This is a genomic window from Vicinamibacterales bacterium, assembly GCA_035699745.1.
Lineage (GTDB): Bacteria > Acidobacteriota > Vicinamibacteria > Vicinamibacterales > 2-12-FULL-66-21 > JAICSD01.
Map to the genome: position 1 here is coordinate 171,699 of DASSPH010000067.1, position 25,137 is coordinate 196,835.

The 25,137-nt window shown below is 69.1% G+C and carries 18 protein-coding genes; 10 read left to right on the forward strand and 8 right to left on the reverse strand.

Going from position 1 to position 25,137, the window contains the following annotated elements:
• Positions 1 to 7 precede the first annotated feature (7 nt).
• From VFK57_15315 to VFK57_15335, 5 genes are all read left to right on the forward strand, one after another.
• Positions 8 to 871 (forward strand): hypothetical protein, encoded by an 864-nt coding sequence (locus tag VFK57_15315; GenBank protein HET7697080.1) that lies wholly within the window; start codon positions 8 to 10, stop codon positions 869 to 871.
• Between the two features lie 131 nt (positions 872 to 1,002).
• The gene (locus VFK57_15320) at positions 1,003 to 2,754 is read left to right on the forward strand and encodes a phospholipase D-like domain-containing protein (protein HET7697081.1); all 1,752 of its coding nucleotides are present in this window, start codon (positions 1,003 to 1,005) and stop codon (positions 2,752 to 2,754) included.
• Between the two features lie 122 nt (positions 2,755 to 2,876).
• Positions 2,877 to 5,282, forward strand: a complete 2,406-nt coding sequence (locus VFK57_15325) for a BACON domain-containing carbohydrate-binding protein (GenBank protein ID HET7697082.1) — start codon at positions 2,877 to 2,879, stop codon at positions 5,280 to 5,282.
• A 64-nt stretch (positions 5,283 to 5,346) separates the two neighbouring features.
• Entirely contained in the window at positions 5,347 to 5,691 is a 345-nt protein-coding gene (locus VFK57_15330) for a PadR family transcriptional regulator (GenBank protein HET7697083.1), read from the forward strand.
• Positions 5,688 to 8,324, forward strand: a complete 2,637-nt coding sequence (locus tag VFK57_15335) for an ABC transporter permease (GenBank protein ID HET7697084.1) — start codon at positions 5,688 to 5,690, stop codon at positions 8,322 to 8,324. Before VFK57_15330 ends, VFK57_15335 begins: the two co-directional genes overlap by 4 nt.
• Before the next feature lie 9 nt (positions 8,325 to 8,333).
• On the opposite strand, the gene VFK57_15340 is transcribed toward VFK57_15335, so the two are convergent.
• Genes VFK57_15340 through VFK57_15350 form a run of 3 tightly spaced genes read right to left on the reverse strand, consistent with a single transcriptional unit; the run spans position 8,334 to position 10,192 of the window.
• Positions 8,334 to 8,858: a DinB family protein gene (locus tag VFK57_15340; GenBank protein HET7697085.1), complete on the reverse strand. Its 525-nt coding sequence runs from the start codon at positions 8,856 to 8,858 to the stop codon at positions 8,334 to 8,336.
• A gap of 48 nt (positions 8,859 to 8,906) precedes the next feature.
• Positions 8,907 to 9,881, reverse strand: coding sequence for an LptF/LptG family permease (locus VFK57_15345; GenBank protein HET7697086.1), 975 nt, complete (start codon positions 9,879 to 9,881; stop codon positions 8,907 to 8,909).
• A complete protein-coding gene (locus VFK57_15350) occupies positions 9,878 to 10,192 on the reverse strand; it encodes a helix-turn-helix transcriptional regulator (protein HET7697087.1) in 315 nt (104 codons plus the stop codon). Before VFK57_15350 ends, VFK57_15345 begins: the two co-directional genes overlap by 4 nt.
• Positions 10,193 to 10,287: 95 nt before the next feature.
• Here VFK57_15350 and VFK57_15355 point away from each other — a divergent pair, with 95 nt between their 5' ends.
• Positions 10,288 to 10,578, forward strand: coding sequence for a hypothetical protein (locus VFK57_15355; GenBank protein ID HET7697088.1), 291 nt, complete (start codon positions 10,288 to 10,290; stop codon positions 10,576 to 10,578).
• 34 nt (positions 10,579 to 10,612) lie between these two features.
• Here the strand turns inward: VFK57_15355 and VFK57_15360 are convergent, their stop codons facing one another.
• Both VFK57_15360 and nhaR read right to left on the reverse strand, forming a co-directional pair.
• Complete coding sequence (locus VFK57_15360) at positions 10,613 to 13,360, reverse strand: protein kinase (GenBank protein ID HET7697089.1); 2,748 nt, start codon at positions 13,358 to 13,360, stop codon at positions 10,613 to 10,615.
• A gap of 58 nt (positions 13,361 to 13,418) precedes the next feature.
• Positions 13,419 to 14,315 (reverse strand): transcriptional activator NhaR, encoded by an 897-nt coding sequence (nhaR, locus tag VFK57_15365; GenBank protein ID HET7697090.1) that lies wholly within the window; start codon positions 14,313 to 14,315, stop codon positions 13,419 to 13,421.
• Between the two features lie 94 nt (positions 14,316 to 14,409).
• Here nhaR and VFK57_15370 point away from each other — a divergent pair, with 94 nt between their 5' ends.
• Positions 14,410 to 15,480 carry a TerC family protein gene (locus tag VFK57_15370; GenBank protein HET7697091.1) on the forward strand — a complete coding sequence of 357 codons (1,071 nt, stop codon included), beginning with the start codon at positions 14,410 to 14,412 and terminating at the stop codon, positions 15,478 to 15,480.
• 124 nt (positions 15,481 to 15,604) lie between these two features.
• Here the strand turns inward: VFK57_15370 and VFK57_15375 are convergent, their stop codons facing one another.
• Together VFK57_15375 and VFK57_15380 are read right to left on the reverse strand one after the other, a co-directional pair.
• Positions 15,605 to 16,708, reverse strand: a complete 1,104-nt coding sequence (locus VFK57_15375; GenBank protein ID HET7697092.1) for a cytochrome c — start codon at positions 16,706 to 16,708, stop codon at positions 15,605 to 15,607.
• A gap of 169 nt (positions 16,709 to 16,877) precedes the next feature.
• Complete coding sequence (locus VFK57_15380; protein HET7697093.1) at positions 16,878 to 18,416, reverse strand: glycosyltransferase family 39 protein; 1,539 nt, start codon at positions 18,414 to 18,416, stop codon at positions 16,878 to 16,880.
• A 122-nt stretch (positions 18,417 to 18,538) separates the two neighbouring features.
• Between VFK57_15380 and VFK57_15385 the strand changes: the two genes are divergently transcribed.
• Complete coding sequence (locus VFK57_15385) at positions 18,539 to 21,214, forward strand: protein kinase (GenBank protein ID HET7697094.1); 2,676 nt, start codon at positions 18,539 to 18,541, stop codon at positions 21,212 to 21,214.
• 7 nt (positions 21,215 to 21,221) lie between these two features.
• Here the strand turns inward: VFK57_15385 and VFK57_15390 are convergent, their stop codons facing one another.
• Positions 21,222 to 22,148, reverse strand: a complete 927-nt coding sequence (locus tag VFK57_15390; GenBank protein ID HET7697095.1) for a sulfite exporter TauE/SafE family protein — start codon at positions 22,146 to 22,148, stop codon at positions 21,222 to 21,224.
• Between the two features lie 41 nt (positions 22,149 to 22,189).
• Between VFK57_15390 and VFK57_15395 the strand changes: the two genes are divergently transcribed.
• Both VFK57_15395 and VFK57_15400 read left to right on the forward strand, forming a co-directional pair.
• The gene (locus VFK57_15395) at positions 22,190 to 24,628 is read left to right on the forward strand and encodes an ABC transporter permease (GenBank protein HET7697096.1); all 2,439 of its coding nucleotides are present in this window, start codon (positions 22,190 to 22,192) and stop codon (positions 24,626 to 24,628) included.
• Positions 24,629 to 24,649: 21 nt separating this feature from the next.
• Complete coding sequence (locus VFK57_15400) at positions 24,650 to 25,054, forward strand: hypothetical protein (GenBank protein HET7697097.1); 405 nt, start codon at positions 24,650 to 24,652, stop codon at positions 25,052 to 25,054.
• The last annotated feature ends 83 nt before the right edge of the window (positions 25,055 to 25,137 follow it).

Genomic DNA, 25,137 nt, shown 5'->3' on the forward strand with positions numbered 1-25,137 from the left:
ATCGGATATGGGCCCACCCGGCAGGACGATCGCGGCGGACGATAGCGCCGCGCTGCACATCCTCGAAGCCAGGCTGCAGGCGCTGCTGCCGCAGGAATACCAGGGCTCGTACGACGAGGTCGAGCCGGTGCCGATGGGATCGGCGGGCTTGAAGTACGACGCCGACGGGCAGGTCGCGTGGAACGAGATCTGGCAGACGTTCTGCGACCTTGCGCTCGCCGGCGGCCCGCCGCACAAGGGGCGTCTCCTCCTGCCCGGCGCCGCCGACGCCATCGCCGCCGAGCCCGATCGCTACGCCGCCGTGACGGGGGAGATCTGCAGAGGGATCTCACTGGCGACCGGGCTGCCCTCGGAGCCGTCGGCCGAACCGGGCTGGATTCATGTCGGCTGCGACAGTGCGGGCATGGCGGGCTGGCTGCTGCGGGCGATCGCGATGGAGAACGTCGCCGTCCGTGCCGACGACAGCGTGCTCGATCTTCCCGCCGCGCCGGCATACCGCCTCGAGAAGGAAATCAAGAACGTCGTCACGGTGATCGCGAAGACCTGCCACTACTGGGCCGGGCACATGTGGTGCTTCGAGCAGCGGGCGATCGCGGACCTGTTCGCCGAGATGGACGCGGAATCGCCGCTGCTCGTGCCGTCGTACCCGAATCCCGACTGGATCGGCGTGCCGTGCCCGAACGTCCGCAGCGCCGTCTGGATGACGCGCATCCTGGTCGCCGGCAACGTGCTCGCGCGGCGCGAGGACACGGTGCTGCTGGTTCCGGTCGACCCGGTTCGCGATCCGCACGCCACCGCGGTGCAGGCGGCGGTGGCCCGGGCGCGACGACTCGCGGTGCTGAAAGGGCTCGTCGAGCCCCCGGCCGGCTGACCCCCGGATTCCCTCGGAAATCGCTTCCCTCGTCCGTCTCCTGATCTGGCTGTTCGCTTCGCCCTGCCTGGCCGTTAAGGCGTGTAGGCATTGCAGAGCGCAACCGGCAGTGGTGTGCGAAGGGGGCGCAGATGAGCGCAGAATTTCAGGTCGTCGGCGGCAACTCGAAGGCGCCTTTCACGCTGAAGGTGCACAGGGGCGACGGTATGGCGCTGCTCGCCATGAACTGGCGCCACGGGCGCCCGCCGCGGAACTTCGTGGGGTTTGCCATCGAATTCCGCGAACCGGACAGCGACAAGTTCTGGGCGGTCAGGAACCGGATCGGGTTCCCCGGGCAGCGCAGGAAGTTCTCCGACCCGCCGGTGGAAAGCACCATGGCGCCGATTCAGAAGTTCCGGTGGGTGCACTTCCCCGGGAACGCCGAGAAGCCGGGCAAGTTCACCTACCGGATCACCCCGATGTTCATGGACGAGGGTGGCGCGTTGAGCAAGGGGGAGGCGCAGACGGCTTCGATCGCGCTGATGCGCGAGACGCTGCCGGGGCAGGTGAACGTGTCGTTCACGCGCGGCTACGTCTCGTCGCAGGCCTTCGTGCAGCGGTTCGCCCCCGACCGCGTGCTCTCCACCCTGATACCGGACGGGTCGCACGAGGGACTGGATTTCACGCCCACGCACAAGCACGCGAAAGAAGCGCACGAGTGGATGGGATTCGAGGCCCGATCGGTGATCCACGAGCTGCTCGACGAGGCCATCAGCAGGAAGGCGGAGGTTCGCGCCATCGCGTTCGATCTGAACCTGCCGGAGATCCTGGCGCCGCTCGTCAAGCTCAAGTCGCGGCTGAAGATCATCATCGACGATTCCGCCTCGCACAAGGCGGCGAAGGGGCCGGAGAGTCAGGCGGCGGCGAAGCTGAAGGCGTCGGCCGGGCCGGCCAACGTCAAGCGCCAGCATCTCGGCAGCCTGCAGCATCACAAGTCCATCGCGGTGCGCGGCAGCGGCATCAACAAGGTGCTGTTCGGCTCGACCAACTTCAGTTGGCGCGGCTTCTACGTGCAGTCGAACAACGCGGTGGTCGTCAACAGCAGGAAGGCCGTGGACGACTACTTCGCGAGCTTCGACGCCTATTTCAGCGCCAGGCGGACCCCCGACTTTCAGAAGTCTCCGTCCGCGAAGACGTGGCACACGCTCGGCGTGCCCGGTCTCACCGCGAAGGTCGGCTATTCGCCGCACATCGCGAAGAAGGGTCTCCTGGCGGACGTCGGCAGGGACATCGCAAAGGCGAAGTCGTCCGTCCTGTTCTCGCTCGCGTTCCTCGGCCAGACGACGAAGGGGCCGATCGGTCCTGCTCTCGGCAGGCAGATCAAGAGCCCGAAGGTGCACACGCTCGGGATTGCCGATGCCAACGTGAAGGCCGGGAACCTGGGCGTCGAAGTGATCACGCCCGACAACAAGCGCCGCATCGTCCGCTCGGCGGCGCTGACCGGCAACGTGCCGGCGCCGTTCAGCACCGAGCCGTCCGGCCTCTCGGGGAGCAAGGGGCAGCATCGCGGCACCCGCATGCATCACAAGTTCGTGGTGATCGACTTCGACACGGCTGACGCGCGCGTCTACTTCGGTTCGTACAACTTCTCCGTGCCGGCCGACGAGAAGAACGGCGAGAACCTGGTGATGATCAAGGACCGCGCCGTCGCGACGAGCTTCATGATCGAGGCGGTGCGGCTCTACGATCACTATCGTTTCCGCACCGTACAGGAAGACGCCAGGGACAGGAAGCGCAAGGTGATTACGCTGCAGCGGCCTCCCGCAAAGCCGTCGCAGAAGCCCTGGTGGCAGAAGGACTGGGACGATCCCATCCGCGCGCGCGATCGCGTGCTGTTCGCCTGACGCGGCCGCCCCGTGTCCCCGATCGGGCGATGCGGCTGGAGCACACCCCAGCCGTATCGCCTTGGTAGGAACTTTGAAGGCGTTCGTCCTCGCATCGCGCTCGGACCTGAGCGTTTTCACGGATGGCTCCTGCCAGGTCGATCTGCCGCGTTTTCCTGCACAGCGCCGCTGCTGTCGTTTCCGCGTGGCTGCTCGCAGGCTGCGGATCGTCCGTCAGCACTTCCACATCGCCCTCCGCCATTTCCAAATGTGCGGTCACGTTCGACGCACCCGCTGCGGCGCTGCCCGCCGGCGGCGGCACGGCTCAGATTGCGGTAAAGGCCGAGCGCGAGTGCCCGTGGACGGCGGAAGCGAGCGACGCCTGGCTCAGCATCACCGCAGGCCGCTCGGGGCAGGGGAATGGAACTGTCGAGGTCGCCGCCGCACCGAATGGCGATCCGGTGGTGCGCACGGGCGGCATCATGCTGAACGGATCGCGCGCCCAGATCACGCAGGCCGCGTCGGAGTGCAAGTACACGCTCTCGGCCGGGTCCGCGTCGTTCGGCGCGGCCGGCGGCTCGGGCGCCGTGGACGTCCGCGCGTCGAGCGCGCTCTGCGCCTGGACCGCGGCGTCGAACGGCGACTGGATCTCCATCACCTCGGGCGCGAGCGGGAAGGGTTCGGCCACGGTGTCGTTCACCGTCGCGCCGGCCGCCGGCCCGCCCCGCTCCGGCACCCTGACGATCGCCGGGCTGCCCTTCGAGATCACGCAGTCCGAAGGCTGCACGTTTGCGATCGCCCCCTCGACATTCGCCGCCGGATCGGCCGGCGCCTCGGGGGCCGTGGCGGTGACGGCCCCCGCCGGGTGTCCGTGGACCACGTCGAACAGTGTGAGCTGGATCACGCTCGCGGCGACGTCGGGGACCGGCAGCGGGGCGGTCGGGTTCACGGTGGCGGCGACGACCGGTCCGACGCGCACTGGAACACTGACCATCGCCGGTCTGCCGTTCACCGTCACGCAGTCACCCGGATGCAGCTACGACGTCTCGCCGCTGAACCACGCCGTGGATCCGAGCGGCGGCGCGCGCACCGTCACCGTCGGTGCGGCGGCCGGATGCGCCTGGACGGCGTCGAGCAGCGTGCCATGGATCACGATCACCGCGGGCACCAGCGGCAGCGGCGCCGGCAGCGTCACGTTCGCCGTCGCCCCGACGACCGGTCCGTCGCGTACGGGTACGCTCGCGGTCGGCGGTCAGACCGTGACCGTGGTGCAAAGCCAGGGCTGCACGTTCGCGATCTCGCCCGAGACGCAGTCGATGCCTGCGGCCGGCGGCGACGGGCGCGTGACGGTGACGGCGGGCGCCGGCTGCGCCTGGACGGCGACGAGCGGCGCGCCGTGGATCGCGATCGTGTCCGGCGCGACCGGCAGCGGCGACGGCAGCGTGAGCTTCAAGGTCGCGGCAACCACGGGTCCGGCGCGCACCGGCACGCTGACGATTGCCGGACGCACCTTCACGCTCAATCAGGGCGCGGACTGTACGATCGCGCTCTCCGCCACGTCCGCGACGCAGCCCGCCGCCGGCGGCAGCGGCGAGTTCGACGTGCGGACGGCGGCGGGATGCGGCTGGACGGCGTCGAGCCAGACACCGTGGCTGACCGTCACCGGCGGCAGCAGCGGCGACGGCAACGGCACCGTGCGCTACAGCGCGGCGCCCAACACGGGGCCGCAGCGGACGGGCACCATCAGTGCCGGCGGGCAGCTCTTCACGGTGCAGCAGACCGGCGGCTGCACCTACGCGATCTCGCCGCGGGAGCAGAACGTGCCGTCCGCCGGCGGCCCGGGATCGTTCGACGTCGCCACGGCCGGAGGCTGCGCATGGACAGCGACGTCGAGCGCGCCGTGGATCTCCGTTACATCGGGCGGCAGCGGAAACGGCCCGGGAGCGGTGCAGTTCACCGTGGCCGCAAATACCGCCGGCGCCCGCAGCGGCACGATTGGCGCCGGCGGCCAGACGTTCACCGTGACGCAGGCTGCGGCCTGCAGTCCCGCGGTCGCGCCGGAGGCCATCACTGTCCCGCCGTCCGGCGGCCCGCAGAACGTCACCGTGACGGCCGCCGCGGAGTGCCCGTGGACGGCCGTCAGCAACGCCGCGTGGATTGCGGTCACCGCCGGCGCGAGCGGATCGGGCAGCGGCGCCGTGCAGCTCGACGTCCAGCCAAACGCTGGTCCGGCACGGAACGGAACGGCGACAGTCGCGGGCAGGACGGTCGGCATCACTCAGGAGAGCGGCTGCACGTTCTCCATCGCGCCCGCCACGCAGCCCGCCGCAGCGGCGGGTGGGACCGGATCCGTCGCCGTCACCGCCGGCGCCGGCTGCGGCTGGACGGCCGTCAGCAACGCCCCGTGGATCACGGTGACCAAGGGGGCAGGCGGATCCGGCGCCGGCAGCGTCGAGTTCAGCGTCGACGCCAACGCGACCGGCGCCGCCCGCACCGGCACGATCACCATCGCCGGACAGACGTTCACGCTCGAACAAGCCGGATCCTGACGCCGCGCCGGGACCCGGCCGATCGGTTGACTGCCAACACCTTGGAGGTGTAGGCTCCCAACACATGACACCCGACAAGAGCGACGTGCTCTACGGCACCCTCGGCTTGATGGTCGTCAAGACCCTCGAGGCCCTCGGGCCGTTGCACGGCTACCGCATCGCCCGGCGGATCGAGCAGATCAGCGGCAACCAGCTCGCGCTCAACCAGGGCACCCTGTATCCGGCGCTGCTCAAGCTCGAGCAGATGGGGTGGATCTCGTCGAGGTGGGGCACCTCCGAGACCGGCCGGCGGGTCAAGGTCTACGCGCTGACCCGCGCCGGACGGAAACAGCTCGCCAGGGAAGAAGCCCAATGGCAGCGTGCCGCGGGCATCGTCGAGCGCTTCCTCAAGATCCCGGAAGGCTCGTGATCACCAGGCTGCGGATCTTCCTGTTCCGTCTGCGGGCCCTCGTTCGGGCGCGGCAGATGGATCGCGATCTGGAGGACGAGATCGGCAGTCACCTGGCCGAAGCGGCGGAGGAGTACATCCGGCAGGGGCTTTCGCCCGAGGAGGCGCGGCGGGCGGCGCGCCGCAGCTTCGGCGGCGTGCCGCAGACGCAGGAGATCTGCCGGCAGGTGCGGTCGTTCGCGTGGCTGGAGGAACTGTCGCGTGACCTGCGGTATGCGCTGCGCACGCTGCGAAAGAATCCGGCGTTCACCGTGACCGCGGCCGCGACGCTGGCGCTTGCCATCGGCGCCAACACCGTCATGTTCTCCGTCGTGGATGCGGTCCTGCTCAGGCCGCTTCCCTACCGAGCGCCGGAGGAGCTGGCGATGTTGTGGACCGAAGATCCGGCCATCAACCTGCGCGAGGGGCGATCGGCACTGTGGGACGTCGCGCAGTGGCGGGAGCGAAGCGAGTCGTTCGTCGACATCGCGACGTTCGATTCGGTGTCGACGCTGCTGACCGGCGCGGACGGAGTGGAGCAGGCCGACGGCGCGAGCATGTCTCCCAACCTGCTCTCGGTGCTCGGCGTTCAGCCGATCCTCGGACGCGCCTTCTCGACCGATGAAGCCGGGCAGCGTCAAGCGGTGATCCTGATCAGTCATCGTTTCTGGCAGGCGCGCTTCGGAGGAGCGCCGGACGCGCTCGGCGCGACGCTGATCGTCAACGGCTTGCCCTCGCAGATCGTCGGCGTCCTGCCGGCCGGCTTCGCTATCGCCGGCGTCGACGCCGACCTCTGGCGGCCCCACCCGGCCCGTCCCGCCGTGCGCGGCGGGCAGACGTGGTTCGTCGTCGCGAGACTTCGCCCTGGCGTAAGTGACGGACACGCCCAGACCGAGATGAGCGCCATCGCCCGGCGGCTTGACGACGAGTTGCCGGCGGAAGCCAGGAACCAGGGAATCGCGGTGGTCCCTCTGAGTCTTTATGTCGTTGGACCGCAGCCGCGGCTGGCGCTGTGGCTGCTCGGCGCCGCCGTGTTCTGCGTGTTCCTCATCGCCGCTGCCAACGTCACGAGCCTGTCGCTGGCGCGCGGCGCCGCCCGCGCGCGCGAGATGGCGGTCCGCGCAGCGCTCGGCGCGAACGCCGGACGGCTCGTCCGGCAGCTGCTCACCGAAAGCCTCGTGCTCGCCGTCCTGTCCGGCTCGATCGGCACGCTGCTCGCCGTCTGGGGCATCCGGCTGGTGCGCGCGTTCGGGCCCGCCACCCTGCCGCGCCTGAACGAGGTGAGCGTGGATCTGCGCGTCCTCGGTTGCGCGATCGCCATCGCTCTGCTCTCGGGAATCGTGGTGGGACTCGCGCCGGCGATGACCGCACTGCGGCGCGACCTGCGACCGTCGGGCGAGGAGAGCGGCAGAACCGTATCGGGCGGATCGTCGAGCCGCCGCATGCGCCGTTCCCTCGTGGTGGCGGAGTTTGCGCTGGCGATCGTTCTGCTCGTCGGCGCCGGGCTCCTCGTCCGAAGCTGGTGGCACGTCATCAACGTCGACGTTGGATTCGACTCCGAGCGGGTGCTGCTGATGGGGATCTCCACTCCGCCGGCGCTCACCGTACCGGCGGAGCGGACGGCCCTCTATCTCCGCGTTCTCGAGGAGGTTCAGGCGGTGCCGGGCGTCGAGCGGGCCGGCATCATCGACGATCTGTTCACCGGCAACCCGAGGGAACGCGTCATCACCGTCGAACGCAACGACGGAGCCGTGACCGAGCGGGCGCGGCTCACGAGCGACGAGGTCAGTCCGGACTTCTTCGCCGCGATGGGGACACCGCTGCTCCGCGGCCGCGTCTTCTCGGCGACGGACAGGATCGACGCGCCGCTGGTGGCGATTGTCAACGAGGCGATGGCGCGCCGCTCGTGGCCGCGGCAGGATCCGGTCGGCCGGCGCTTCACGTTCGGGGCGCGGGATGCCGGCGCGCCGTGGTTCACCGTGGTCGGCGTGGTCGGCGACATGCGCCGGCAAGGTCCCGAGCGCACGGCGCTGCCGCAGGTGTTCGTCTCGCTCGCGCAGAGTCCTGCCTCGCGCAGCGTGAATCTGCTGATCCGGACATCGTCGGATGATCTGCTCGGAATGGGCGACGCGTTGCGGGAGGCCGTGCGGCGCGTCGACAGGAACGCGCCGATCGTCGGCGTGGCGCCGCTGGAGCAGCAGCTCGGGACGTATGTCGCCCAGCGACGCTTCCAGACGTCATTGCTGACCGGCTTCTCTCTGGTTGCGCTGCTGATGGCGGCTGTCGGCGTCTACGGGCTGATCCAGTATTCGATCGCCACGCGCACGCGCGAAATCGGATTGCGTATGGCGATCGGCGCGCAGCGCGCCGACATCTTCCGCATGGTGGTCGGCGAAGGGCTGGCGTTGAGCGTGACGGGCGCCGTCATCGGCCTCGCCGGAGCCTGGTGGCTCGGCCGGGCGGGGTCGAGCCTGCTGTTCGGCGTCGCCGCCGGCGATCCGCTGACGTTCGCGACCGTCTTGCTGCTGCTGATTGCCGTCGCCGCGGCGGCGTGTTACGTCCCGGCCCGGCGCGCCATGAACGTGGATCCGATACGCGCGTTGCGCGTGACGTGAGCTCCGGCGCTACGATCCCGCAGACGCCGGCAGCGGTTCATCTGCGCTGGCGCCGTAGATCGCCGGTACCTTCGACCCGCACGCCCGCAGGTACGATGTCAGCTGCCCGCGGTGGTGGATGGAGTGGTTGTTCGCGAAGCCGAGATAGGTCACGTTCGGCTGCTGCATCATGCCGAAGAAATCCACGACCCTGGTCAGGCGCTCGGCGGGAAGCGCGCGCAGTTCGTTGAGTCTTGCCGGCACTTCCCGCTGGTAGAACGCCGCGAGATCCTCCCCGTTCCTGAACCGCGCCGCCTGGGCCTTCTCCGCCTCCGGGTCGAACTTGAAGCCGCCGTCGATGATGCTCTGGATGAACCACACGTCGCCGAGGGCGAGATGCGTGGCCAGCTCCCACGCGGTGCGGGATTTCTCGTCCGGCCGGTAATCGCGCCCATCGACGGGCACGTTCCGGAGCACCTTGGTCGTGGCGGGCAGCTCCCCTTGCCAGAGATTCGCGAAGTACTCCACCAGCAGCTTGGCCTGTTCTGCGTTCATCACCGTCTCCCCGGACATGAATGAGGGCGTTTCGAAGCGCGGATGGTATCACGCGAGCGGCGAAGCTGCGTCAACGCGGCCTGAGTTCCTCGACCGCGCCGCCCGGGCCAGCAGGACACAGGCCATCAGGAAGAACGTCATGTTCGGCATCCACGCTCCCACCGCAATCGGCAGCGTCGATCCGGAGGCGATGACCGCCCACGCCCAGTGAACCGCGAAGTAGAACATCGCGAGGCCTACCGCAAGCGCCGCCGCGGGCCCGGCGCGACGCACGTGGCGCGCCAGACCGCACGCCACCAGACCGAGCGGCACCGACGCGCAGCAGAGCGCCCAGAGCACGTGGTATTGGCGGACGGCCGCAGCATCCGTTCGCCGACCGAGCCGGGAGAGCCCAAGCTCGTTGAGCCCTCGCGGTATCGAGAGGGTGCGCCCGTCGCCGGCGACGCGCGCGGCGATCAGCTCGCGGAACGCCTGATTGGCGTCCGGCATCATCCACTCGAGCACCACCCACACGACCATCGTGAAGATCAGGCCGATCGCGAGCACCGTGCCCACGCGGCGCCACGTGACGCGTTCCCCTCGCATCGCCCACAACACGGCGACACACAGCCCCGCTGGAATGCTCAGCGGCAGGGCCTGGGGGACGAGGATCAGGGCGAGACGCGCCCCAAACGCCGGATCGGCCTGCCACGAGGGAAAGCTCAGGAGAGGTGGAACGATCAACGGAATCGTGAAGAGGGCCGCTGCGAGCGCGGTGACGATGCACGTCCGGGCGGCGTCGGCTTGCGCGCCGCCCATGTGAGCGTGCGAGACGGCCCGCAGTCCCAGAGAGATCACCGCGCGTGCCAGCGCGAACCAGCCGCGCACGGCATGCAGTCGCGCGCGCCATCGCCGGCCGCGCGCGAGTGCGTCGGCGTACTCGCAGTGCAGGTCGGCCAGAATCGGATCGACGACGCGTTCCATCGTCTGCGCCGCGAACAGGCGCGAGGCAAGCGCCCGTATACGCTCCGCAGCCGGCGTCATCGCGCAAACCTGGGTAACAGGCGGTTGCGCAACGCGACGCGGGCCGCCTGCAGCTCACGTCCGTACGCAGTTGCGGTGTAGAGGCGGCGCGGCAAACCGCCGGACGGCGGCGGTTCATCGTCCAGCCGTGAAGCGATGAATCCTTTCTCTTCCATCCGCGCCAGCGTCACGTAGACCGTTCCGCGCTTCAGTCCGCCGCGCGAGGCGGCGACCAGCTCCAGCCCGTACATCTCCTTCGAGCGGCCGAGCAGATCGAGGATCACCCCTTCTTTCGCGGAGAGGCTCGGGAGGCGTCCGGCCGGGCTCGACACACCGTCAGTCTTACATTTTGTAAGACTGACGTCAAGACGACCCGCGGTCATCGTCCGCAGGCCAAAGCGGCCGCCCTGCCGTCATAGAAGATGACATGCCTTCATTGAGCGAGTCGGCCAGGATCGTCCTGGGCCGTATGGATCCGGATCGTCCGTACCAGCTGCAGGACCTCCGGCTGGTGGCGCGCGACGCCAGCCCCGAACGTCTCCGGGAAATCATGCACGAGCTGTGGATCGCCCGGCAGGTCGAGCGGGTCGGCGACGCCGCCTGGCGGCGCCATCGGTCGGCGGCGCCGCATGCTTCCCATCCTGCCTCGGGCGAGATCAAGACGGTCAAACCGGAAGACCTCTTCGATTACGCGAGCTTCGCGGAATTCTTCAAGTAACAGCCGCCGCACCGGAGGAATCGTCGTCGGCGCGTCAGCGCCGCGGCACCGGCACCTTCGCCTTCAACTCCTCCTGCCAGTTCAGCACCACCGCAAGGCGCTGCGCCGAGGGCGCCTCCTCGCTGCCTTCCGGCAGGATGACGGCGGCGATGCGCCCGTCGGGCGCGACGTCGTAGGACCGCCGTCCCTGTGGCGGAATCAACCGGAACGGCCGCGGGAGATCGACAGGATTGCCGAACCCGAACTTCGGCGCGGTCGCCACCGCGACGACCTCGAAGGCGCCGGCGCGCGGGTTGAGGAACAGCTCCGTCCCCTGCGGCGACCACATCGGCTCGTGCGGCACGTCGTTCCGCCGCGGCAAGTACTGGTAAACGGCGCCCGTCGGCGGCACTGGCTGCACGTAGACGGTGGTCCGGCCGCTTTGATCGCTCTGGTAGGCGATCCATCGGCCGTCCGGCGAAAACACCGCGTTGATCGGAACGGTCGATGACACGCCCCCGAACGGCTCCGCGCGTTTGTCCGGCAGCGATAACGACCAGAGGGTGTTGCCGCCGTCGCGGTGCACGCTGAAGAGCAGCGTGCCGGTGGTCGGTGACGCTGATTCCGGCGCATGCGATTCGCCGGGGCCGGCCTTGGTCAGCCGTTCCGGCGAGCCGCTGCCGTCGGCCGCCTGCCAGAAGATCGAGGTATCCCCCTCGCGATCGCTTTGGTACGCGAGCCGGCTGCCGTTCGACGCCCACACCGGGAAACGGCTGCGGCCTCCGAGTGTCAGCCGCCGCATGGCTTTGGTGCCTGCGAGCTCGTAGACCGCGACGAATTCGTCGCCGCCGGCGGCGACGGTGAACGCGAGCTGGGTGCCGTCGGGCGACACGCGCGGGTGCGCGTATGCACCGAGCGGCAGCTTCAGCGGTGTGACCTTGCCGGCTCGATCGAACAGTCCGAAGTCGATCGCCGCCGTCGCGGAGGCAGGGCCGGGAACGTACACGAGCGTCCCGCTCTGTGACACCGCATAGTGCGCGGTCCCGATGCCGGGACTTCCGCGGCGGACTCCGCTCAGGACCGGGACCTCCGCTCCGTCGAGCCGCGCGCTGGCGGCGTCGAACGGCGCGGCGAACAGCACACCGGCCTTGGCGTACAACAGGTGCCCCGTCGAGACGTAGCGTGCATCCGACGCGCCTTCGACGAGGACCCGCTCGTCGCCCGATTCGAGCGAGTGGACGACGATCCGCCCTTTGTCCCATTCGCCGGAGGTCCCCGCGGTGACCGAGTAGAGGATGAATTTCGCGCCCGGCAGGACCTCGGGGGCGCTCACCAGCTCTCCTTGTTTCGCTCGCGCGATGACGTCCGACCTGCCGCCGTTCGACGGCACGCGCGCGATGAATCCCTTGTCTCCCTGGGCGAAGTAGACGCCGCTCTCGTCCCAGGCGAGGCCGTACGGGTTGTCGGCCGGGCAGAGCGTCACCACCGCGCCGCCTTCCACCGGCACGCGCTTGATCGTTCCATCCCCCGACCAGAACGCCAGCGCGCGGCCATCCGGCGAGAAAGCCGGGGCGAACAGCTCGCCGAGATCCTCGGTGCCGGCCACGGGCTGCGCATCGAGCTCGGAAATGCGCCGCACGAACAGCCTTCGACTCGCTCCGTAGACGTACGCGATCTGTGTCCCATCGGGCGAGATGTTCAGGAACGGACGCGCGAGCGGCGCGAGCGTCAACCCGCCGGTCAGTGCGTAGTCGAACCGCACGATCGGGGCAGGCGGCGTGCGTTCGCGATAGCGCACGACGAGAGCGCCGGCCGATCCGGCGATCACCGCCACCGCCACCAGCGGTATTGCGCGCTTCCACACCGCTCGATGCGGTTCGACGGCGCGGCCGGGAAGCTCCGCCTGGCGGCCGCCGGCGGGGTTCAGCGAGTGGTCCTCGAGCGCAATTCGCGCCTCGCCGATGTCGCGCAGGCGCTTTCGCGGGTCACGTTCGAGGCAGCGTGCCAGCAGATGCCGCACCGCCGGCGGCGTCGCGGCCGGCAGGGCGCTCCAGTCGATCGGCTGACGCAGCACCGCAGCCAGCGTCTCCGACACGTCGTCGCCGGCGAAGAGGCGACGGCCGGACAGCATCTCGTACAGCACGACGCCGAAGGCCCAGATGTCCGCGCGGCGATCGACGGCGCGCCCCTTCGCCTGTTCGGGAGCCATGTACGCGGCGGTGCCCAGCAGGACGCCCGCCTGCGTCGCCGGCACGCTGATCGTGGGAGAGTTCAGGACGCCGGAGGAAACGGTCGCGCCCGGATCGAACGCCTTGCCGAGGCCGAAATCGAGCACCTTGACGGCGCCCTCCTCCTTCACCTTGACGTTGGCGGGCTTGAGGTCGCGATGGATGATGCCGCACTCGTGCGCGGATTCGAGCGCATCGGCGATCTGGCGCGCCACGGCGATCGCTTCATCCACCGGCAGCGGCCCTTCGGCGAGACGGTCCGCGAGCGTCGGCCCATCGACCAGCTCGAGCACGATGGCCCCCGAGGGCACGGCCGGATCCGACGGCGGACCGATCTCTTCGAATCCGTAGATCTGCGCGATGTTCGGATGATTCAGCGTCGCGAGCAACTGCGCTTCGCGGCGGAAGCGGGCGACGCGGCTGATGTCGGCGGCGAACGTGTGCGGCAGGACCTTCAGCGCCACATCGCGGTTGAGCCGTGTATCGCGCGCGCGATACACCTCTCCCATTCCGCCGGCGCCGAGCGGCCCAAGGATCTCGTAGATGCTGATGCGTGTGCCGCTGGCGAGGCTCACCTGGTTGGCCTGAGGATACTACGCAGCGCCGGCCGGGCTGCGCGATGCCCGCCGCCGCCTACTGGAAGACCTCCTCGCGCGCGGCGCTCGTGATCGCCACCACGCCCGGGTGCTTCAGCCGGCGCTCGACCGATATCGCGTAATAGCGTTCCCGCACCGCGTCCGTGTGCCCGATCACGCGCACGCCGTAGAAGCGGCAGATGTCCTGCGCGATGGCCGCGGGCGCTGGAAACACGGCCGGCGCGCCCTGCCCGAAGACCTTCATGAGGGCGGTGTCCTCGAACTCTCCCACCACGCGCGGCCGCAGTCCCTGCTTCTCGAACCACGCGTCCAGCGCCCGCCGCAGCGGCGTATTGGTCGTCGGCAGGAGCATCGGCGCTCCGGTCAGCGACGCCGGAAACCTCCGGCGCAGGGTCGCTGCCAGCCGCGGCGGCGCGAAGAACGCGGTCCCGGATTCGCCGAGCAGGTGATTGAACGCCTTGACCCGCACGTGAGCGGGCACGGGCGCATCCGTGATCACGACGTCGAGCGCGTGTGCCGCAAGATCGGCGAGGAGACGTTCCGGTTCCCCCTCACGGCAGACCAGATGCATCGCTTCGCCCCGAGCCGCCGGACGTAACAGCCGGTACACGATCAATTTCGGCACCGCGTCGGCGACGCCGACGGTCAGCTGCAGCGGCCGCCCCGCCGGCCGCCCGCGAAGCGTCTCGACGAACTCACGGCCGATGCCGAAGATCTCGTCGGCGTAGCGGTAGGCCAGGCGTCCGACATCGGTGGGGACCAGCGTGCGCCCCTGCCGCTGCAGCAGCCGTTCGCCGAGCGACTCCTCCAGCTGGCGGATCTGTGCGCTGATGGTCGGCTGCGAGAGGTGGAGCTTCTCCGCCGCTTTCGAGACGCCGCCCTCGCGGACGACGGTCCAGAAGTAGAGCAGGTGGTGGTAGTTCAGCCATTCCATGGACGGGATCTATCAATAGGTTAAACCTAAGAGTAGCGACGAAACTATCTATTTGTCTATCTGTTGCCCGGTCCGTATCGTGAGGAGTGCCGCGGTGAACCGCCCGTCCTGGGCGTCCGCGGCCGCCCGCCCGGCGCTTTCCCGAACGGAGTCATCAGACGTGGACGTGTTGTTCCCCTTCGCCGAGTACTGGTGGATGTACGGGCTCTTCACCGCCTTCATCCTGGTCTTGCTCGCCGTGGACCTCGGTGTCTTCCACCGGCATGCCCATGCCGTCACCTTCCGCGAATCGCTCGCCTGGTCCGCGGTCTGGGTCACGCTGGCGCTGGCGTTCAACTACGGTCTGTTCGCGTATGCCGCGGGGCGCTTCGGTCCGGAGGCGGGCGAACGGCTCGGGCTGGAGTTCCTCACCGGCTTCCTGGTGGAGAAGTCTCTCGCCGTCGACAACATCTTCGTGTTCGTCCTGGTGTTCGCCTACTTCCGCATCCCGCTGCAGTACCAGCATCGCGTCCTGTTCTACGGCATTCTCGGCGCCCTGGTCCTGCGCGGCGTCTTCATTGCGCTCGGATCGGTCCTGATGCAGTACCACGCGGTGGTGCTGATCTTCGGCGTGTTCCTCGTCCTGACCGGGCTGAAGATGCTGCGCGCGCCCGAGCAGCAGGTCGACCCGGACCGCAACGCCGTGATCCGGCTGTTCCGGCGCTGGATCCCGGTGACCCGGGAGCTGCACGGCGCGCGCTTCCTGGTGCGGCACGACGGACGCCTGCAGGCCACGCCGCTGCTCGTCGCGCTCGTGTTCCTGGAGATGAGCGACGTCATCTTCGCCGTCGATTCCGTGCCGGCGATCTTCGCGATCTCGCGCGAGCCGTTCATCGTGTTCACGTCCAACGTATTCGCGATTCTCGGCCTGCGGGCGATGTACTTCCTCCTGGCCGGCGCGATCGAGCGCTTCCACCTGCTGAAGTACGGACTGGCGCTCGTCCTGATTTTCGTCGGGCTGAAGATGGTCTGGCTGAACGACGCCTTCGGCGGGAAGTTCCCGATCGAATGGTCGCTGGCGATCATCGCGACGCTGCTTCTCGCCGCCATCCTGGCGTCGCTGGTCGTGCGGCGCCCCCGCGCCGGCACGGCGACGGACAGCAGCATCGATTCGCAGCCCGTTTGAACGTCGGGCAAGGATGCTTCGCTCCGGCCGTTCTCAGCATTCTCCCCATGGTGTGGGGTGACTACCAGATCCTCGACACGCGGGCGCTGATCGCGACGTCTCACGGTCGGCGCCCGCCGGGGAATTACCAGCCCTGAAAGAAGCCTCCTTCGTACCAATCCCACAGCAGGTAGACGATCACGCTCTTCTTGCGGGTCCCGGCATCCGTCACCGGCAGCCGCAGACCTGCCGCCAGCCGTACGTGCTGGCGCGCGTTGAGCGTGACTTGCGCGCCGGGAAGCACATCCCACGCGATCTTCGCGCCCGAGACGAGCGGTCGTGCGGCCAGCACCTCGAGCATCGGAGACCAGACGCGGCCGAAGCGCGGCGCCTCCAGCGACGTGCCGATGGCCGCGCGCCAGAAGATCTCGTCGTCATGCTCGCGCTCCAGCGGCAGAGCGAATCCCGCCTGGACCTGGATGAAGCTGTTGGCCGGGAGGAGCTGCCCGTAGGTGGCGAACGGTTCGAAGACCGGATACCCCTTTCCGAGTCCGCGCGTGGTGCTCCCGGTGGGCAGCACGACTTCGCCGGTGAGGCTGACGATGTTGCCGCGCGACAGGCTGTGGGCCAGCGTGCGCTTGTACTCGAGGGCGAGGTCGCCCAGTCCGGATGAACGGCCCGACCCGGCGTCGACCGACGAGATGGGGACGATCACCTCGAGCTGGTTCAACGGACCGAACCGCCGCTCGTAGTGGACCTTCGTGATCACGTTTCCCGACTGGGCGGACGCGCTGACGACCGCTTCGTCTTCGGGAAACGCCTTTGCCGTCACCAGGGGCCGCGGCAGGTTCAGCTCGCCGCGGGGCCACCGCTGATCGCTGCAGAAGGTCCGGATGTGGCCGATCGCGAGCGCCAGCTCCTGCTCGGTGAACGTCCCGCCCCACGGCGCCATCAGCGGCGAGAAGCCGCGCGCCGCGCCCCCCTGATGCGCGACCGCCAGGAATCCTCGATCCGGCTCGCGGGCCGCGAAGGCGCAATCAGTGAAGTCCGGCGGCTTGACGATGCGCTCGAGCGCGGGATTCACGCCGCCGCGGCCGTCGGGTCCGTGGCAGGTCACACAGATCGTCTCGAACACCTCGCGCCCGGTCCGGCCCGACAGAGGTTGTTGCGCGTGCGCAGTGGAAACAGCGACCTCGAGCAGCGCTGCGCCGGCCAGGACGGTGATCAGATGGGTTCGCGGTCGCGACATGCTGCACCTCGGAAGCTTGCACGAGTCAGCAGAGCAAGCAGGATGCCTCCGCGGCGACGGGTTATGGGCGCGTGCCGTGCGATCGCACGCGCGGCGCGCGGCTTCTTCCCCGCGCACGGGGAAAATGTCGCGCGCGTGTCGCGCCTTGCACAGGCGCAGACCCGCGGCCCTAGATGTAGTCCTTGATCGACCGCCAGGCGTCGCGCAGCGGCATCTTGAGGCGCCGGCAGACGAAGATGCGGACGCCGTCCTCGTACGGCATGCAATAGCGGCATCGCACGGCACGCATCTCGACCACCTGCTCGAAATCGGGCGCGTGGTCTTCATACGACCCGCCGACGATGATCATCACGTCCCCGGTGTAGTCGCGTGGACCCCAGAGGTAGTAGCTGTTGTGCCCGCTGATCGCGCGCGGCAGGCCGAGCTCGCGTCCGAAGAAGTCGATCGCGCCGGCGCGGCCGTAGTTCGTGGCCAGGATCGCGCAACGTCCGCGCTCGTCCGGTGAGAGCCCGGCGTACACGGCACTCACCTCGCGCGCCAGCTCCGGCCATCCGAACTGGTCCGCATAGTGCTGCGGCAGCAGCCCGACGCGTGTCTTCTCCTCGGCCCGCGGCGCAAGCCTCAGCGCCGCCGCATACCGGATGAACGTCTCCACGGGAAGCACCGGCAGCCCTGCCGGCGCAGTGACGGCGCCGGCTGCGACAATCGCGACGACCATCCCAGCGCGGAGCCATTGCCGCTGCACCATGCGTTCAATCGCGACCGCGCCGGCGGCAAAGATCATCGGGAACGCCGGGCTCAAGTAGTTCGCGCGCGCGGTACCCGAGACCAGCAGGATCGCCGCCGGCACAACGAACAGCCACACCAGCGCGCGAGCGTCGAGACGCTGGCCGCCGCGGCGAAACAGCAGCAGCAGGCCCGCGGTCCACACCGGGAGCGTGATCGGGTGCTGGACCACGATCTGGTTCGCCAGGAACTCCAGCGGGGCGACCGGCGACATCTTCCGGGTGGTTGCGTTCTCGATGAACTCGAGCGTCGGCCATCCATGCTGGATCTGCCAGACCACGTGCGGCAGGAACAGCGCACCGGCGATCGCCGCGGTCAGCCAGGGCCCCGCCGTCGTCAGATGCCGGCGCGCGCCCGTCAGGAGCAGCACCGCCGCCATGCCGGCGCCGAGCCAGAGCACGCTGATCTTGTTCAGGAGTCCGAGCCCCAGCAACACGCCGAGCGCGACCCACCACGCCGGCCGCGTCGAGGAGATCGCGTGCACGAAAGCCAGCGCGGACACGGACCAGAAGAGCAGGTCCAGGGCGTTCATCGAGAAGAAATGCCCGACGCCGAGGTAGACCGGTCCGACGACAACGCAGAGTGCCGCGAGAATCTGCGCGAACCTGGCGCCGCCAATCTGCCGCGCGAGCAGTCCCGTCACGAACACGGTCGCCGCCGCCGCGAGCCAGGCCGGCAGGCGGATCGCCCAGAGGCTGTCGCCGAGGACCAGTCGCGCGAGCCGGAGCACCGCGATCGAAAGCGGCGGGTGGTCGACGTAGCCGAGCGCGAGATGGTCGCTGCAGGCGAGGTAGTACAACTCGTCACGGAAGTAGCCGTAGCGAGCACCGGCGGCGGCGTGCAGCAGGAGCGTCGCGCCGGCGATCGCCAGCAGCTCCATCCGCGCAAGCGGGTGATGCGCGCCCGAGTCAGGCCTCGACACCGCCACGAACGTACTTGCGATTCCCCCGCCGGTCAACGACGGTCATCTCGGCGGATCCCGCGACGGACGCCGGCCCGGTCGATTACTATGGTGCGCGCGCGTCAGCGCTCGAGACCGACACTGTGCCTTTGCCCGCGGGGACGCGGATCGGATCCTACGAAATCGTCTCCGCCCTGGGTGCCGGCGGGATGGGCGAGGTCTATCGCGCGACGGACACGACCCTGAAGCGTCAGGTGGCCATCAAGGTGCTGCCGGCTCACGTCGTGCTCGATCCCGATCGCCTGGCGCGGTTCCGCCGCGAAGCGGAGATCCTCGCCGCCCTCAATCATTCGAACATCGCGCACGTCTTCGGTCTGGAGACGCCGAACGAGAGCCCGGCGCTCGTGATGGAGCTGGTCGAAGGGCCGACGCTCGCGGATCGTCTCGCGCAGGGACCGATTCCTCCGGGAGAAGCGCTCGCCATCGCCAGGCAGATTGCCGAAGCCGTCGAAGCGGCGCACGAGCAGGGCATCGTCCACCGCGATCTCAAGCCCGCAAACGTGAAGGTGCGCGCCGACGGCGTCGTCAAGGTCCTCGACTTCGGCCTGGCGAAGGCGTTCGATCCCGTCGACGGTCCGGCAGCCACGGCGGCCTCGACGATCTCGATCCCGGCGACGCTGCCGGGCGTGGTTCTCGGCACGCCGGCCTACATGAGTCCCGAACAGGCGAGAGGCGATCGCGCCGGCCGGCAGTCGGACATCTGGTCCTTCGGCGTCGTGCTCTACGAAATGCTGACCGGCGTCTCTCCGTTCCGGCGGCCGACGACCACCGACACGCTGGCGAGCGTCGTCGGCGCCGACCCCGACTACTCGACCTTGCCTTCCGATGTCCCCGTCATCGCGCGCCATTTGATTCGCCGCTGTCTCGAGAAGGATCAGCGGCTCCGTCTGAAGCACATCGGCGATGCCAGGCTCGAGGTCGATGACGCCATCGCGGCGCTCAGGTCCGGCTCCGATCGGGCGGGGTCTGCGCCTCGCGCCGCGCGCTCCCGCCCGTGGCAGCTCGCCGCCATCATCGGAACGATCGCGCTGGCGGCACTCGGCGGCTGGTGGGCCGGGCACCGTGCTGCGCCGCGCGGTGCCGCGCCCCTCATCCGCCTGTCGATCCCCTCCCTCGATGCACCGGTCGCATTGCCGTTCGGCGTCCGTCGGGTGGCCATCTCGGCGGACGGGATGCAGGTCGCGTACAGCGCGGCCAGCCGGCTGTGGATTCGCCGCCTCGATCGGAAGGACGCCAGCACCGTCGATATCGAGGCATGGAATCCGTTCTTCTCGCCGGCGGGCGACTGGGTCGGTTTCTTCTCCACCGCAGGGGACGGACCCGGACTGAAGAAGGTGGCGGTCGGCGGCGGCGCGCCGGTGTCGATCGCGCCGATGTCGGAGCGCCCGTTCGGGGCAGCCTGGGGGCGCGACGGCACGATCGTGTACGCCACGTCCGTCGGTCTCTACCAGGTCGCCGAGAACGGCGGAGGCGCCAGGCTCCTCGCCAGGCCGGATCCACGGAGGAAGGAACGCGCCTACGCCTGGCCCCGGTTCCTGCCCGACGGTCGAGCCGTGCTGTTCACCATCGTCCCTGTCGAGTCGATCGATACCGCGGAGATCGCGCTGCTCGATCTGGCCACGCTCCAGACCACCATCATTCTCAGAGGCGGCACGGACGCGCAGTACCTTCCGACCGGGCACTTGATCTACGCGACTGGTCAGGCGCTGAGCGCCGTGGCCTTCGACGCAGAGAGACGTCAGCTGCGGGGGAATCCGGCGAGAGTGCCGGATCTCGAGATGGCCACCGCGGCGGACAACGGCGCGGCTCCGTACGACGTCTCCGGTACCGGCACGCTGGTGGCGATCCGCCCGGAACTGTCGACGGACCTGCGGCGGGCGATGTCATGGGTCGATCGGCAGGGAAAGGAAGAAACGCTCCCGCTGCCACCGGACAGGTACTCGAATCCGCGGATTTCACCGGATGGCACCCGCATCGCCGTCGATCTCGTCGGCGCGACGCGGAACGTCTGGATCTGGAATCTCGAACGGCGGAGTCTCACGAAATTGACCGATGGTCCGACCGAGGACCTGTTGCCGGTCTGGAGTCCCGACGGAAGCCGCATCTTCTTCGCGTCGAATCGAACCGGGAACTTCAACCTCTACTCGCAGGCGGCGGACGGCGCGGCACCCGCGACGCTGGTGTACGCGGCTCCAGGCACGCAGATGACGAACGCCGTCACGCCGGACGGCACGCGGCTGATCGCCGTCAAGAACTTCAGCGACCTCAGCGTTCTCCACCTGACGCGCCATGGGCGGCTGGAGCCGCTGCTGAACACCGGCGCCAGGACGTGGATCGGAGCGGTGTCGCCCGACGGCAAGTGGATCGCCTACGAGTCGCAGGAGTCGGGCCGGCAGGTGGAGATCTTCCTTCGCCCGTTTCCGGATGCCAGCGGCCGGCGCGAGAAGGTGTCTATCGACGGCGGGCGCTTTCCCGCATGGGGTTCGAAGGACAGCGGCGAGCTGTACTACGTGGATCCCGGCGGGGCGGTGATGGCGGCCGCGGTCACGCTGTCGCCGTCCCTGACGCTCGGCCGGGTGACGAAGCTGTTCGACTGGGAGAAGCCGCCGCGGGGAATATCCGGCAGGCCGTACGACATCTCGCCGATCGACGGACGGTTCCTCATGTTGAAGCCCGCGGTCAGGAACCCGAACGGCTTCGTCGACATCTCGGTCGTGCTGAACTGGACGCAGGAGTTGCAGCGCATCACCGGGAGATGACGCCGCGTCATTCCTCCGGATCGTCGCCGCGCGCCAGCGCCGGGAAACCGTGGCGCCGCCGCACGATCATCCAGAGCACCGGCGCGAGGACGGCGACCGCCAGGAGGATGAGGCCGGTGTCGCGCATCGAGACGTTCAGCAGTCTCAGTGCGCTGGCCAGCAGGACGAATCCGAGGGCGCGCCGCACCAGTCCGCCGGGTGCGCGCGCCGAGAGTTGCGCGCCCACCCACACGCCAGGGATGCTGCCCAGCAGCAGGGAGGTCGTCAGGTCCAGTTGAAAGTCCCCAAAGATGATGTGACCGATCGCGGCTGACGCCACCAGCGGGACCGCCTGCACCAGATCGGTGCCCACGAGCTCGCTCGCTTTCAGCCGGGGATACAGCGCCATCAATCCGATGATGATGAGCGAGCCCGACCCGACCGACGTCATGCCGACGACCAGGCCGCCGACGATGCCGATGACGAGGACCGGCAGCGGGCGCACGGCCAGGCGGGGGCGTCCCTGCGGCAGCGGCGCGGCGCGTCCGTCGCGAACCCGAGCGTGCTCGACCAGGCGCATGTAGGCGCGGACCATCAGGCCGGCGGCCGACACCAACAAGGCAGTCGCCAGCGCGGTGCGGATCACCCCCTGCACCTGCTCGCCGTCGCCGAGGGCGCGAGCCAGCAGCACGCCGCAGAACGCCGCCGGAACGGACCCGATGCACAGCCACTTCACCAGGCCGAGGTGGACGGTGCCCCGCCGCAGGTGCACGATCGAGCCGACCGGCTTCATCACCGCGCTCGCCACCAGATCCGACGACACGGCGGTCAGCGGCAACACGTTGAAGAACAGCACGAGCACGGGCGTCATCAGCGCCCCACCGCCCATGCCGGTGAGACCGACGATGACGCCGATCCCGAACGCGGCGAGCGTGAGCGCAACGTCGATGTTCAAATTGGCGTAGATGATTGTAATAGCCAGCCGGCTCGCGCGTCATGGCTGGCGTGGAATCCTGGATAAGAGACTTCAAGCACGCGGCGCGCGGCCTGGCCCGCACCCCCGGCTTCACGCTCACCGTCGTGGCGACGCTCGCGCTCGCCATCGGCGCGAATGCCTCCATATTCAGCATCGTCAAGGTGGTGCTGCTCGAGCCCTTGCCGTATCCGCACGCCGAGCGGCTCGTCCACGTTGGCGGCACGGCGCCGGGGACCGATCAGCCCGAGGAGTTCGGCGTTCCGGACGAGCTGTACTTCGCATACCGCGACGGCGTGCCGGGAATCGAGGACGCGGGCATCTACGGGATCGGGTCGTCGACCACTCGCGCGGAAGGCCAGGTCGACCAGCTGTTCGTGACCCAGGCCACGCCGTCGGTCTTCACCACGCTTGGGGCCGTGCCGCTGCTCGGGCGGCTGCCTGCCGATACGGACGACGGGCGCGTCGTCGCCCTCAGCCATTGGCTGTGGGAGAACTGGTTCCATTCCGATCCGAACGTCATCGGCAAGAGCTACTTCTTCGCCGGACAGAACCGCCAGGTGATCGGCGTCATGCGGCCGGAGTTCCGCTTTCCCGACGAGCGCGTCGCCTTCTGGGTGCCGCTCGCGATTCGGCCGGCGCAGGTGACGCCGGGCGGGTTCGGGCCGCGCATGATCGCGCGGATGCGGCCGGGAGCCGATCGCGCGGCGCTGGTGGCGCAGATGGAACCGCTCGCGCGCCGCGTCCAGCAGCGGCTGGGCGGACCCGCGCCCTACGCCCGGATCATGGAGCGACACCGGCCGGTGGTGAAGCCACTGCGCGACCAGATGGTCGGCAAGATCGCCGGCGCACTCTGGATTCTGCTCGGCACGGTGGGCATCGTGTTTCTGGTCGCGTGCGTGAACATCGCCAACCTGTTCACGGTCCGCGCGGAGAACCGCCGAGTCGAACTGTCGGTGCGCCGCGCACTGGGCGCGCGGCGAGCCGATCTCGTGCGTCCGCAATTGACCGAGGCGCTCCTTCTTGCCGCAGCGGGCGGGGCCGCCGGCGCGCTCATCGCGTGGATTGGCGTCCCGCTCCTCGTCAAGGCGGCGCCTGATGCGGTTGCGGGCGGATTTGCCGGCGCCCCCATTCCCGGACTCGCCACGGCGCACCTCGATCGCTGGTCGCTGCTCTTCACGGCCGGCATTTCGGTCCTGGCCGCGTGTGCCTTCGGCCTGCTGCCGGCGTTCCGCGCGTCGGGCCCGCGGCTGGGCACTCTCCAGCAGGCCGGCCGCGGCATCGTCGGCCGCGGCAGCGTGACCCGCGACGCGCTCGTCGCGCTCCAGACCGCCTCGGCGCTCGTGCTGCTCGTCGGCGCCGCGCTGCTCATGCGGAGCGTGGTGCAGCTCAGTCGAGTCGACGCCGGGTACGAAACGAAAGGGATCTTCACGTTTCAAATCGCGGCCGGCGGGCCCGATCTGAACAACCGCGCCGCGGTCTCGCGGTTCCAGTACGTCTTCATGGATCGCCTGGCCGCATTGCCGGGCGTCGAGTCCGTCGGGTTCATCTCGACACTGCCGCTCGACGAGGGCGCGGGGAGCGTGAACGTCACGACGCGCAGGATTCAGGCCAGCGGCGCGGAAGCGCCGCTGGTGCGGAACGCGGCCGCCGGCGGCAAGTACTTCCAGACCATGGGGATCGAACTCGAGCGCGGGCGGTACTTCGAGCGGATGGAAGAGGAGCTGGGCACGCCGAACGTCATCATCAGCGAAACGGCCGCGAACGTCCTGTTTCCCGGCGAAGAGCCGCTCGGTCAGCAGATCCGCCCGGCTGCGTCCACCAACGACATTTGGTACACCGTCATCGGCGTCGTCGAGGACGTTCTGGTCGACGATCTCCGCCGTACGTCGCGCGAGCCGATGGTGTACCTGCCTGGCGCGTCGACGTCACCCGCGTACGTAATCAAGTCCGCGCGGGCCGACACGCTCGCTCCCGAGGTCCGCGCCATCATCCGGGAAGTGGTCCCGCAATCGCCGATGTATCGCGTATTCACGATGCAGGACCTCGCCGCGAAGGCGACGGCCACCTTGTCGTTCACGATGATCATGGTCAGCATTGCCGCGGTCCTCGCGCTCATTCTCGGCGCCGTCGGCCTCTACGCGGTGCTGTCCTACGGAGTGACGCGGCGGACGCAGGAGATCGGCGTGCGGATGGCCCTGGGCGCCGCGGCACAGTCGGTGCGCTGGATGTTCGTCTGGCAGGGCACGCGCGTGGCGCTCGCCGGTGTGGCCGCGGGAGCGCTGGCCGCGATGGCGCTCACACGTTACATCCAGACGCTGCTCTTCGGCGTGGCGCGGCTGGACCCGCTCGCGTTCGCCGGAATGTCCGCGGTGATGCTGGCCGTGGCGTTCCTGGCCAGCTACGTTCCGGCGCGCCGCGCGTCCCGTGTCGATCCTCTCGTTGCACTGCGCCGTGAATAGTCCCCAGGAAAAGAGACCCAGATGAAGAGACTTGTCCTCGTCGCCACCGTCCTGCTCGGCCTCGCGCCGGCCGCCGCCGCTCAAACCTCCGCCAGCTTCACGGGCAAGTGGGAAGGCACCCTGACGATGCAGCGCCCCGACGGCACGGAAGGCGATGCGAACCCGGCGGAGTTCAACCTGACCCAGAAGGGGAAGGTGCTTTCCGGCACGGCGGGGCCGCCCGAGCGGCAGCGACCGATTGAGAAAGGGGCCGTCAACGCCGGCAAGGCCACCTTCGAGGTGCAGCAGCCGGACGGCCCGCTGTTCAAGTTCACGCTGACCATCGTCAAGGGACGCCTGCAGGGGGAGATGACCGGTGAGCGCGACGGCGTCGTGCGGGGCCGCGCCAGGATCGATGCCGCGAAAGAAGCCGCGAAGGGAAAATGAGCGCGGAGGCCGTGTAATAGTAGGCCTCCTCGCGCGTCACAGCTGGTAAGGCGGACGAGGTGATCACAGCCAGCGCACGCGTT

Coding starts and splice junctions, on each gene's coding strand:
- VFK57_15315 (HET7697080.1), top strand. CDS start 8: ATGGGCCCACCCGGCAGGACGATCGCGGCGGACGATAGCGCCGCGCTG.
- VFK57_15320 (HET7697081.1), top strand. CDS start 1,003: ATGAGCGCAGAATTTCAGGTCGTCGGCGGCAACTCGAAGGCGCCTTTC.
- VFK57_15325 (HET7697082.1), top strand. CDS start 2,877: ATGGCTCCTGCCAGGTCGATCTGCCGCGTTTTCCTGCACAGCGCCGCT.
- VFK57_15330 (HET7697083.1), top strand. CDS start 5,347: ATGACACCCGACAAGAGCGACGTGCTCTACGGCACCCTCGGCTTGATG.
- VFK57_15340 (HET7697085.1), bottom strand. CDS start 8,858: ATGAACGCAGAACAGGCCAAGCTGCTGGTGGAGTACTTCGCGAATCTC.
- VFK57_15345 (HET7697086.1), bottom strand. CDS start 9,881: ATGACGCCGGCTGCGGAGCGTATACGGGCGCTTGCCTCGCGCCTGTTC.
- VFK57_15355 (HET7697088.1), top strand. CDS start 10,288: ATGCCTTCATTGAGCGAGTCGGCCAGGATCGTCCTGGGCCGTATGGAT.
- nhaR (HET7697090.1), bottom strand. CDS start 14,315: ATGGAATGGCTGAACTACCACCACCTGCTCTACTTCTGGACCGTCGTC.
- VFK57_15375 (HET7697092.1), bottom strand. CDS start 16,708: ATGTCGCGACCGCGAACCCATCTGATCACCGTCCTGGCCGGCGCAGCG.
- VFK57_15395 (HET7697096.1), top strand. CDS start 22,190: ATGGCTGGCGTGGAATCCTGGATAAGAGACTTCAAGCACGCGGCGCGC.
- VFK57_15400 (HET7697097.1), top strand. CDS start 24,650: ATGAAGAGACTTGTCCTCGTCGCCACCGTCCTGCTCGGCCTCGCGCCG.